6 protein-coding genes, 1 tRNA gene and 2 rRNA genes (1 of these 9 running past the window's edge) are annotated in these 10,953 nt (G+C 56.4%); 5 read left to right on the top strand and 4 right to left on the bottom strand.

What is annotated here, in order from left to right; genetic code table 11:
* The 3 genes from ACOQOQ_RS02770 to ACOQOQ_RS02760 all read left to right on the top strand — a co-directional run.
* A 23S ribosomal RNA gene (locus tag ACOQOQ_RS02770) occupies positions 1-2,683 on the top strand (it extends 148 nt beyond the left edge of the window).
* 93 nt (positions 2,684-2,776) lie between these two features.
* A 5S ribosomal RNA gene (rrf, locus tag ACOQOQ_RS02765) occupies positions 2,777-2,891 on the top strand.
* A 52-nt stretch (positions 2,892-2,943) separates the two neighbouring features.
* Positions 2,944-3,020, top strand: a tRNA-Met gene (locus ACOQOQ_RS02760).
* Between the two features lie 79 nt (positions 3,021-3,099).
* On the opposite strand, the gene ACOQOQ_RS02755 is transcribed toward ACOQOQ_RS02760, so the two are convergent.
* Genes ACOQOQ_RS02755 through ACOQOQ_RS02745 form a run of 3 tightly spaced genes read right to left on the bottom strand, consistent with a single transcriptional unit; the run spans position 3,100 to position 6,218 of the window.
* Positions 3,100-3,855, bottom strand: coding sequence for a maleate cis-trans isomerase family protein (locus ACOQOQ_RS02755; RefSeq protein WP_420568621.1), 756 nt, complete (start codon positions 3,853-3,855; stop codon positions 3,100-3,102).
* Between the two features lie 10 nt (positions 3,856-3,865).
* Positions 3,866-5,032 carry a M24 family metallopeptidase gene (locus ACOQOQ_RS02750; protein WP_420568620.1) on the bottom strand — a complete coding sequence of 389 codons (1,167 nt, stop codon included), beginning with the start codon at positions 5,030-5,032 and terminating at the stop codon, positions 3,866-3,868.
* Positions 5,025-6,218 carry a diaminopropionate ammonia-lyase gene (locus tag ACOQOQ_RS02745; RefSeq protein WP_420568619.1) on the bottom strand — a complete coding sequence of 398 codons (1,194 nt, stop codon included), beginning with the start codon at positions 6,216-6,218 and terminating at the stop codon, positions 5,025-5,027. The genes ACOQOQ_RS02750 and ACOQOQ_RS02745 overlap by 8 nt, the downstream gene beginning before the upstream one ends.
* 183 nt (positions 6,219-6,401) lie before the next feature.
* On the opposite strand from ACOQOQ_RS02745, the gene ACOQOQ_RS02740 reads away from it, so the two are divergent.
* On the top strand, positions 6,402-6,851 hold the full coding sequence (locus ACOQOQ_RS02740) for an Lrp/AsnC family transcriptional regulator (RefSeq protein ID WP_420568618.1): 450 nt from the start codon (positions 6,402-6,404) through the stop codon (positions 6,849-6,851).
* Positions 6,852-7,062: 211 nt separating this feature from the next.
* Positions 7,063-7,674, top strand: coding sequence for a hypothetical protein (locus tag ACOQOQ_RS02735; RefSeq protein ID WP_420568617.1), 612 nt, complete (start codon positions 7,063-7,065; stop codon positions 7,672-7,674).
* An 84-nt stretch (positions 7,675-7,758) separates the two neighbouring features.
* Here ACOQOQ_RS02735 and ACOQOQ_RS02730 read toward each other — a convergent pair whose 3' ends face one another.
* On the bottom strand, positions 7,759-9,972 hold the full coding sequence (locus ACOQOQ_RS02730) for a caspase family protein (RefSeq protein WP_420568616.1): 2,214 nt from the start codon (positions 9,970-9,972) through the stop codon (positions 7,759-7,761).
* Positions 9,973-10,953 lie beyond the last annotated feature (981 nt).

Below are 10,953 nucleotides of genomic sequence, written 5' to 3'. Positions count from 1 at the left end.
GTTACCTTCGGTAGTCAATAATTGGGTAAAACAGGTACTTAAGACCTGAATACATAGGGTTTTAAGAGCGAACCCGGGGAACTGAAACATCTAAGTACCCGGAGGAAAGGAAATCAATTGATACTCCCCTAGTAGCGGCGAGCGAACGGGGACCAGCCGAGCCATGATTGTGATTAGAACGAGTTGGAATACTCGACCATAGTGGGTGACAGTCCCGTATAAGAAGCAAGATTGGACGTATTAAGTAGGGCGGAACACGTGAAATTCTGTCTGAAGATCGGAGGACCACCTTCGAAGGCTAAGTACTCCTTACTGACCGATAGTGAACCAGTACCGTGAGGGAAAGGTGAAAAGCACCCCGACGAGGGGAGTGAAACAGTTCCTGAAACCGAACGCCTACAATCAGTCGGAGGCTCCTTGCGAGCTGACGGCGTACCTTTTGTATAATGGGTCATCGACTTGGTCTCACGTGCAAGCTTAAGCCGTTAGGTGTAGGCGCAGCGAAAGCGAGTCTTAATAGGGCGTCGAGTTCGTGGGATCAGACCCGAAACCGAGTGATCTAGGCATGACCAGGCTGAAGGTAAGGTAACACTTACTGGAGGGCCGAACCCACACCTGTTGAAAAAGGTCGGGATGAGTTGTGCCTAGGGGTGAAAGGCCAATCAAACTCGGAGATAGCTGGTTCTCCGCGAAATCTATTTAGGTAGAGCGTCATCCGAATACCCCGGGGGGTAGAGCACTGGATGGGTAATGGGGCCCCACAGGCTTACTGATCCTAACCAAACTCCGAATACCCGGGAGTACTAGATGGCAGACACACGGCGGATGCTAACGTCCGTCGTGGAGAGGGAAACAACCCTGACCTCCAGCTAAGGCCCCTAATTCATGGCTAAGTGGGAAAGCAGGTGAGACGACCAAAACAACCAGGAGGTTGGCTTAGAAGCAGCCATCCTTTAAAGATAGCGTAACAGCTCACTGGTCTAAATAAGTTGTCTTGCGGCGAAGATGTAACGGGGCTCAAGCCATGAGCCGAAGCTGAGGATGCACATAGTGCATGGTAGCGGAGCGTAGTGTGACATAGCTCCTATCCTCTTCTGTATCCTTCGGGGTGCAGCGCAGGATAAGGAGCTTTCTGTGAAGCCGGGCTGTAAGGCATCCGGTGGAGAGATCACTAGTGAGAATGATGACATGAGTAGCGACAAACAGTGTGAGAGACACTGTCGCCGAAAGTCCAAGGGTTCCTGCTTAAAGCTAATCTGAGCAGGGTAAGCCGGCCCCTAAGGCGAGGCAGAAATGCGTAGTCGATGGGAACCAGGTTAATATTCCTGGGCCGTGGAGTGGTGACGGATCGTGAGGGTAGTTCAATCTTATCGGATTGATTGGGCTGCTGATCGGTTCCTGGAAATAGCCCTCCTATAAGACCGTACCCTAAACCGACACAGGTGGACAGGTAGAGAATACCAAGGCGCTTGAGAGAACGATGTTGAAGGAACTCGGCAAAATACCTCCGTAAGTTCGCGAGAAGGAGGCCCAGTTTCTACGCAAGTATTGACTGGGGGCACAAACCAGGGGGTGGCGACTGTTTACTAAAAACACAGGGCTCTGCGAAGTCGCAAGACGACGTATAGGGTCTGACGCCTGCCCGGTGCTTGAAGGTTAAAAGGAGAGGTGAGAGCCTTGAATTGAAGCCCAAGTAAACGGCGGCCGTAACTATGACGGTCCTAAGGTAGCGAAATTCCTTGTCGGGTAAGTTCCGACCTGCACGAATGGCGTAACGACTTCCCCGCTGTCTCCAACATCGACTCAGCGAAATTGAATTGCCTGTCAAGATGCAGGCTTCCCGCGGTTAGACGGAAAGACCCCGTGCACCTTTACTACAGCTTCACACTGGCATCAGGCCAAGCATGTGCAGGATAGGTGGTAGGCTTTGAAACCAGAACGCCAGTTCTGGTGGAGCCTCCCTTGAGATACCACCCTTGCTTTGCTTGATGTCTAACCGCGGCCCATTATCTGGGTCCGGGACCCTGTGTGGCGGGTAGTTTGACTGGGGCGGTCGCCTCCTAAAGAGTAACGGAGGCGCGCGAAGGTTGGCTCAGAGCGGTCGGAAATCGCTCGTTGAGTGCAATGGCAGAAGCCAGCCTGACTGCAAGACTGACAAGTCGAGCAGAGTCGAAAGACGGCCATAGTGATCCGGTGGTCCCGAGTGGAAGGGCCATCGCTCAACGGATAAAAGGTACGCCGGGGATAACAGGCTGATACTGCCCAAGAGTCCATATCGACGGCAGTGTTTGGCACCTCGATGTCGGCTCATCTCATCCTGGGGCTGGAGCAGGTCCCAAGGGTACGGCTGTTCGCCGTTTAAAGAGGTACGTGAGCTGGGTTTAGAACGTCGTGAGACAGTTCGGTCCCTATCTGCCGTGGGTGTAGGATACTTGAGAGGAGTTGCCCCTAGTACGAGAGGACCGGGGTGAACGATCCACTGGTGGACCAGTTGTTATGCCAATAGCAGTGCTGGGTAGCTATGATCGGACAGGATAACCGCTGAAGGCATCTAAGCGGGAAGCCCCCCTCAAAACAAGGTATCCCTGAGGACCGTGGTAGACCACCACGTCGATAGGCCGGAGATGTAAGTGCAGCAATGCATTCAGTTGACCGGTACTAATGGTCCGATAGGCTTGATTTGATCCAGTAACAGCAAGACTGTTCAATCAAATCAAAAGCATACACAACACAAAGTACAGTCGTACTGACTTGGACATTCTTGGTTATTACTCGGTTTGGTGGTCATAGCAGAAGCAAAACACCCGATCCCTTCCCGAACTCGGAAGTTAAGTGCTCTAACGCCAATGGTACTGCATCTTAAGGTGTGGGAGAGTAGGTAACCGCCAAACCTAGTAATAACCAAGATATACATATCGATCTCTCTGCGATGTAACAAATTGGCGCGGGATGGAGCAGCCCGGTAGCTCGTCAGGCTCATAACCTGAAGGTCGTAGGTTCAAATCCTACTCCCGCAACCAAAATAGATTATCGAATATCGATATCATAACAAGCCGCCCTTCAGGGGCGGCTTTGTTGTTTTACGCCTACGGGCCCGGATCATTGCCCAAGGCTTTGACCGAAAAGCTTTCCAAATTGCGGCGATTGATCGTCGATGCCGCCAAGCCTTAGCATGTGCCAGGCCAGGGCCAGATTGCTTGAGATAACGGGCACCCCCAGTTGGGTTTCGATTTCGGGGATGACACGAATGCAGCGCAGGTTGGTGCAGGAAATGATGACGGCGTCACAAGCCGCAGTGGCCACGACACGCAGGGCCGCAGCTTTGATCGCTTCCTCGGTGATCCGGGCCACGATCCGGTCATCGCCTTCCTCGAACGAACCGAAGCTGGCAATTTCAAACCCGGCTGCTTCAAGTTTCTTTCGCATCCTGATCGACACTTCAGGGATATAGGGCGTGATAAATCCCAGGCGGGTGACGCCAAGACTGTGGCCTGCTGCGATGATCGCCGCCAGCGGGTCTGTGACCTTGGCCCGAGGGAACACCTTGTTAACCTGTTGCGCCACGCGGTCCGAGCCAATCACTGTGGCAGCGGACGTACAGCCATAGCCAATAACATCAAAATCAAGCGAGGATGGCAGAAGGCCGGCTGACCTTGGAAGATCGTTCTCCATCCCTGCCAATGTGTCCGGCTGTATCGAGGAGGTCATGGGAATGCGACTGTGATAGAGCGCGACGCCGTCAACATTGGTCAGTCGGGCGAATTCCCACTCCAATGTCTCATCAGTTTCAAGAACGATAACCCCAAGGTTTGCGCGGGTACCTATTCCGTCATCGGTGTCGAAGTCCAGTTTCATCGCGCTCTCCTTAGATCACTGGTAATTCCAGCTCTGCACGAGAGGAGAGCAGGCGGGCCCCCTCGGGGCGAATCACGATGTTTTCCTCGTGGACCATGATACGGCCATCGCCATAGCCTAGCGAAGGTTCGAGGGTCAGAACCATGTTTTCCTGAAGAACTGTGTCGTCAAATCCAGCGATCGAGGGCCATTCGGTCAGTTGCATACCCAGACCGTGCCCCAAGCGACCGACATCCCCACCTTGGTCATCCATTTCGGCGATCACCGATTGCATTGCGTGGTACAACTCACGGCAGGTGGCGCCGGGGCGGGCCGCTGCGATGCCGTCCTGAGTGGCGCGCCACAGGACATCGTAGGCGCGGCGCGATAGGTCATCGGCCCGGCCTATGGCAAAGTTCCGGTCGAAATCGCAATAATAGCCATCCCATGCAGCCCCAGTATCAAGCATGACGATATCGCCAGCGTTCAGCGGCCGGCGCGACGGAGGCGAGATCACGTCACGATACCCCCCCTGATCCGCGCCGCCGACCAGATACGGAACGTCGTCGGCCCCCTGTTTCAGGGCTTCGCGACGGAATTCGCGGAAAAGCTCTTCTAACGGTTGGCCTTGATGTGCAAGGTCCGGAACCCCGGCGAAGCTGCGCGAGCCGACAGCACAGATATGAGCGATCTTCTGGATTTCAGCCGCGGATTTCACCATGCGCATGCTGCGGACAAGCGGGGTCGCATCGGTAACCTGTAGCCCTGGCAGCCCGTCCAGCAGCCGTTCGTAATCACCCAGAGGCATCCGCAACGAGGTTTCGTGGCCCTTCATCACACCGATGCTTTCTTTGCGCCGCGCTATGGGGGTCAGCAGTTCAGTCAGCAGGCTCTGGCCGTCGTCGTTTGGCGCAGGTGCGCTCCATGTGCGGATGTCTTGGATCCAGGTGCGCCGCATCAACTCGGCGCCGATTTCCGGAATGATCGCGATTGGTTTTCCCGAGGCCGGGACAAACAGGAACCAGGGTCGTGTCGGGCTTTGCCAGAACAGCGTGTGAAAACCGCTGAAATAGCGCACTTCGGGTTCGGTCATCAGCAGCAAGCCCGCCAACCCCGCCCTTTGCATAAGGGCTTGGGCACGGCTTGTGCGGGTTGCAAATTCGGTGTCTGGGAATCCCCGTTCGGGGGCCTTAGACATGGTCGGCTCCGGCCATGATGGCGGCGAAGATTTCCGGGTCTGTCACACCTTCTGAACCGATCAAAAGGACGCGCGAGCTGGCATCCAGCCCCAGTGCTACCGACAGGTCCGGGTGCTGCATGGCGGCGATCAAAGCAGCCAGACCGGCCACGGCGCTTTCCCCCGCTTCGACCACGGGATCGCCGGTTTCCGCGTTCGCCAACAGCCGAACAGTCGGGGCGACGATGCTGTCCGGGATGGTCACGAAATCCGAGGCTTCCTCGCGCAGGATCTGCCACGCCATTTCCGAAGGCTCCCCGCAGGACAGTCCGGCCATGATAGTTTCTTCATCGATGCTGACGGTGGTGGCTTTGCCGGTTTTGGCGCTTTGGAACAAGCAAGCGGCCAATTCGGGTTCGACGATAACCACGCGCGGTGCTTGCGCGCCGTAATACTGGCGCAACGCCGCCGCGACCGAGGCCGCCAGCCCCCCAACCCCGCCCTGCAAAAAGACATGCGTCGGAGGCAGGGCCAGAGCCTCGCAGGCTTCTCGGGTCATCACACAATATCCTGCCATCACGTCGCGCGGCGGTTCGCTGTAGCCCGGCCAGGACGTGTCTGAGACGACGAACCACCCGTTTTCCTCGGCCTCTTGTTTTGCCAGCGCCACTGAAGCGTCGTAGTCGCCTTCGATCCGTATCACCTCGGCGCCTAGTTCTTGCATGGCCTTGGCACGGCCCTCGCTGACGTCGGCGTGGATGTATATCCGGCAGGGCGCGCCGACGCGCTGACAACCCCAAGCCAGCGAACGGCCGTGATTGCCATCAGTGGCCGAGACCAGGGTGATCTGCGCGCAGTCTTCGCTGTAAGTGCCCTTGCGGATGTCTTCCATGCTGACAGGGTGATCAAGACGATCCGTCAGTTCACGCTGCAGCACCCGCATGGCCGCATAAGCCCCCCCCAGCGCCTTGAAGCTGCCCAGCCCGAACCTTGGCCCTTCGTGTTTATAGTCGATGCGAGCCACGCCAATCCTGTCCGCAAGCCCCGAAAGGGACACAAGCGGCGTGGGCTTGTAGCCCGCCCAGGATGTGATTTCCTTGCACGCGGTATCAAAATCCTGAGGCGACAAAACCTGAAAGGCCGCGGTGCCGGAATGCCGAGGCCCCGAAACGTGCTGCAAACTGGAAGACGTGAACACATCGCGCATGATCGATCCTTTCGTCACCGGTGGCGAGCAAACTTGGCCGGATGATGCAGCGGTGCCGCTTTCCGGGACAATCAACAATTTTCCCCGATTTTAAGGGTATCGGCAGGCGGGGGTACGTAAATCATCGGCTTCTGTGGTAAGAAATTCATTGCCTTTTCAAAGAATGGCGATGAATTTCGGAACATGGATGCAAAAGACATTGAAATTCTGCGCCTTGTACAGAGAAATGCCCGCCTTACAGCCGATGCCATCAGCCAGGATGTTGGGCTGTCGGCTCCGGCGGTACAAAAGCGCCTGAAAAAGCTGCGCGAAACCGGCGTGATCGAGCGTGAAATCGCGGTTCTGGCCCCCGGAAAACTGGGGCGCGATATGACCATCATCGCCGAGGTTATCCTGGAACGGGAAAGCCGCATGCATCTGGACGAATTCAAACGCAAGATGCGCGAGGCGCCCTGCGTGCAACAATGCTATTATACCACCGGAGAAGCGGACTTTCTGCTGATCCTGACCGTGCAGGACATCAAGGAATACGAGGCTTTCACCCAAGAGCATTTCTTTGACGAATCCAATATCAGCCGCTTCAAAACTGCGGTTGTCATGGACAGGGTGAAGACCTCTTTGGATGTTCTGTAAACTGCTGGAAACGCCAGTCAGAAACGCCGGACCAAGCGGATTCCAGCCGTGATATTGAATAACAGTTGTGGCTATGGCCAGCTGGACACAAGATTAACGTGATAAACTGGTTCACGGCGCAATGCGTTTGCAGCGCCGCACCGGGACCGGAAGGCATTCACAGTATGCGGGGCATTGCCCCCTGCGATCTGTGCGAATAAGGAGTGCGAAAATGAAACTTTTGGCAACGACAGCGGCGACCATCGTGCTTGCATCTCAGGCATTTGCTGGCTCTTACGAGGTCAGGTGCGAGACGAAAAGTGTCCCCTATCAGGAAACTGTTGGTGGCGGAAATCCCGAAAAAGTAATTGGCGGCGCGATTGTCGGCGGCGTGATTGGTAAGGTCGTGACCAAGAAAAACGCCGGTGCAGCCGCGGGCGCCATCGTTGGCGGAGCAATCGCCAATGAAAGCAGCAAGAAGACCGTCACCAAATACAGGGAAGTCGAAACCTGCACCAACGTGTTCATCCCCGAGCGCATCACCGATGAGGCCGAGCTTGAACGGGTTCTGATGGATCTGAACGACGGCAATCCTGTCAGCAAAGAGCTGACCATGGACGCGCAATACACCATTGGCGTCGCCCATGACGGCAAGTGGGGGCCCCGGTCCAAACTGGCCGCCGAAAAATACCTGGCCAACATGGAGCCCGGCGCTCCGCTTTATTCGCTGGTGGTCAACGATGTGGTCATCGTCAGCTCGGCAGACGCCAGCGCCGTGGACCAGATCAAGCGCGCCCTGTTCGAGGCCGGTGTTGATTCCAAAATTTTCGTCGATCTGCAGTGATGCACTGACGACAGAAACCCTTTGGGACTGTTCTGAAAGATGGCCCAGCAGCGCGCGCTGCTGGGTCAATCTGTATCTTGCGGCTCAATCCTGCGTTACGACGAATACGAAGTCTCCGCCGTCATGGCCCGCGCCACGGATCGGCCGCACGTCGGGGCTTTGGTCCGTTTGCAGCGTCACGGCGTTGAACAGTTTTGCGTGCAACTCGCGTGCCGAAAAGGCGACCCCTTCGGGGCCGGACAGGGCATTGATCAAAGCCCGTGCGAAAACCGAATGTCCGTCGCCGCCTCCGTCGGCAACGGGTTCGTTCCCCCCCGAGGATATGACAACCCGCGAGCGTTGATCCGACAGCCGTTGCAAGGCTCGTAGGCGATCCGCGTCGTCGACAGGATCAAGTTGTGCGCCGCCCCGCGCCAGCATCCCCGAATAGCAACTGTCCGAGATGACCAACACGTTCTTGGCTGGCAGCAGTTGCAACGTGTCCGTGATCATCTTGGAATCAAGGTAAGTCACAAGCCGGCCCGCCCGGGCGTCAACCGGCAGCCAATACCCGGTGCCCGTGGTATCGGAATATTCACCGTGTCCTGCATAGAAGATGACCACAGTGTCGGTTTCATCCACGGCATAGGACAAATCGCCAAGCAGCAATTGAATATCCCGGTATGTTGCGTTCTCAAGCACCAGGTCGCGCTGGGTCTCTTGGTCAAGCCGCAACGTCGTTTCAAAGCCGTAGCGGTCCCGCATGATCTGCGCGATTGCTTTGCCGTCCCCGACCGGGGTTTGCAGGTTGGTGATGCCAGAGCCACGTTGATAATCCTGGTTGGCGATAACCACCAGGTAACGTTTGCCCGCGTTCAGCGCGCCCCGAATATCGCCTTCGTAGAACAGCTCAAAATCACGCCGCAACGCTTCGTTTCGGTCGGTTGAGGCAAAGATCGTGATCCCGTTCACGCCTGCAGTCAGCGGGACCGTCGCCCGGAAACCTGAATCGCCCTCAAGCTGCGCAAGTTTCCCGTTTACGACGACATTCAGAGGTTGGCCCAAAGCCTGAATGCGCCCCGATATCGTTATCTGCGGCGTCCTTAGTTTGACGCCCGCGCGATCCAGCGAAGGGCTGTCGATAATAATCTCGTTTTGCTGCAGGTTCAGCTCGGAGCGGCCCTCGGCAATGATATCCAGATCGGGTGCATTAGTGACAAAGCTGTGGGATTGCGGGTTGTCCAGCGTTTCCTGTTCCTGCCGTATCGCGCGGGCCAGTGCCCCAACCGTCGTGCGGTCCGTCGAGGTAATCGCCGTGGCCAGTTGATAGCTGGCATAGCCATAGACCTGTTCATCGCCCGCCAGCTTGCCACCCTGTTTTATCGCGAATTTGGCTTCACGACCCGGGTTTCCCAGCGGCGTGCCGTAAAACACCGTCAGGGATCCGCGGTGGGGTGCAAGATTGGTCGGGGACCACGAGGGCTCGCATGCCGGCTCGGCAAGCTGCTTGCCTTGCGCATCGCGCTGGCGCCCCAGGCAGGCTTGTTCCCCCAACAGTTTCAGTTTGCGAAATTGCAGCGGGTCGATTGCGGCTTGGCGCTGCTCGATCCGGAACGCCATGGACGAGGAAACATCAAGGGAAACCGTCACGTCGGCCCCCTTGTTGCGAAGAATGGTGACCAATTCAGAAAGGGCCGCTGCGCTTAACACATCCTGACCATCGGGTCGGCTGGGGTCGAGCGCCACAAACGGACCTCCCGCAAGAACATGGGCCCCCGTTTCAATCGTAAACTGCGACGCGGAAAACTCGGACAATCGATGTTGACCAAGGGTACCAAAATCAAGAACCAGATCGTGCGGTGAAAGCGCGCCTCCTGAGAAATGCAAAACGACCGAGTCGCCGCATGATGTTTCATCGACCAGCGCAAGCGCCGCATCCTTGACCGCGTCGTAAGTGGCGTTTTCAGAAAGCCCAATGATGTTTGAAGGCGATGCCCCCCGCAAAACCATCGCACTGGTCAAAAGCTGGATGTCGTTGGCCGGGCCCGGCAAGGTGAACCCATAGTTGGAAAAGGCCTTGCCAGCGCCGATCAACAGGCCGCGGGTCGTGGGCGTGTGTTCTGTGTCGCATTCATATTCCAACTGCGGAGCGGGAGCGAACAAGGGCGGTTCAAGCCCTGCAACCCGCTGGCGCCATAGATCCAGCCATTCCAGCTTGGTTGGCTCCTGCGCTTCGGCAGGGGGTGTGTCAGACAGCTTTATTCCCGCGGTCGCACTGGTCGAAGCCCATGCGAAAAGGGCGGCGAAAAACAGCAACAACCACCGCTTTCCCAAGTTGTGACAGTTGGAGAGTTGCATGGCTAAACGCATTGGCAGCGGGCTTTCTAGTGATGTCGGTCTTTGAAGGCTAACCGAAAGAGGCCTTCGCCAAAACCCGGTGCCAAAGACTTGTGCCGAGATGATCGTTCAGCAGGGGTCGATTAATGCGTTTTGCCGCCCGAAATTTTCACTCGTTCTTAACTCCTCTGCCGCCACCATTGAGAGGTTCGTGGCCTTGGCGTTTCCAAGAATGGACAGCGGCTGCGATGTTGGAATGCGCCAGGGATTTTTTTGATTGGCAAGCAAGGGGTAATCGCGTAAATGGGCCTGACAGGTAGGTTCTCTTGCATGGCGCGCAGTCGGGCACTGAGGCTTGGCAAGATTTTGCCACATTTGCGCCTGAATTCCGTCCCCCTTGATCTTGTATGTTTGGTAACGCAGTCAGGTCTGACCAACACAGGCTTGGTTGTTGCGTCACTAATAATGGAGCAGAACGGTGAGCAAGATTCTACAAGGTAAAGTAAAGGGTTTCCTTCTTTCAGCTGTATTGGTTTCGGGCAGTTTCGTTTTGGCCCCGGTTCAAGAGGCGCAGGCCTCGCAAGCGCGCAAACCCGCGACTTACTCGAAAGTCACCTCCGCAGGGAATGGGTCGGCACGTTTCGACTGGCTTGCAGGTAAAAGACGAGCGGCTGCAGCGCCCAAAATTGTTCCTGTTTCCGCAAGAGGGCACGGAAACGGTGCGTGGATTTGTTCTCCGGCAGGCTTCGGCCAGCACGCGAAATGTTTCCGTCGGTGATTAAAGCCTAGTTTGGCGTCAGCCGAACGCCATTGTGCGATTTTCTATGTTCAGGCCCGGATGGGCCTGATGGACCTTCAGGCTATTTGGCCTGAAGGCTGAAGTGTTTGTTCACACAGGTTTGTTGCGCCCGCGCATTGATTGTTGAGGTAAATCAATGACAATGTTGGCTGGCTACTATTTAA

It is taken from the genome of Thalassovita sp., from assembly GCF_965218685.1.
Classification (GTDB): domain Bacteria; phylum Pseudomonadota; class Alphaproteobacteria; order Rhodobacterales; family Rhodobacteraceae; genus Thalassobius.
This window is presented reverse-complemented; position numbering and strand designations above follow the sequence as displayed.